Source organism: Sphingomonas sp. AC449 (assembly GCF_979253475.1).
This window is the reverse complement of record NZ_CEEDCZ010000098.1, coordinates 1-235: the sequence shown is the minus strand read 5'-3', so window position 1 is coordinate 235 and position 235 is coordinate 1. Positions and strand designations below refer to the sequence as shown.

Sequence of the window (235 nt, the reverse complement as noted above, 5' to 3'; positions counted from 1 at the left end):
GCGCGAACCCTATCCGTCGGACGACGGGGGGTGGCAGGGGATGACGATTTCCCTCCTCCCGCGCGATGCCAAGCGCGAAGCGCTGATGGAATTCCCGGCGCCCAAGCGGCTGTTGAAGGGGTTGCCGCCTGGTCGGCTACAGCTCGACGACGCGATGATATCACGGTGCGTCCGCGCCGCTGTGGCGGCCGGCTGGGAGCCGAGGTCGCGCGGCAAGCCCGTCGTCTTTATGGTC

At 68.5% G+C, this 235-nt stretch carries 1 protein-coding gene; it reads left to right on the top strand.

All coding sequences use genetic code 11. The features are described 5' to 3' along the window. Positions 1 to 235 (top strand): hypothetical protein (locus AC0CH3_RS17975; RefSeq protein ID WP_465238147.1); only part of this gene is annotated, 235 nt, incomplete at both ends.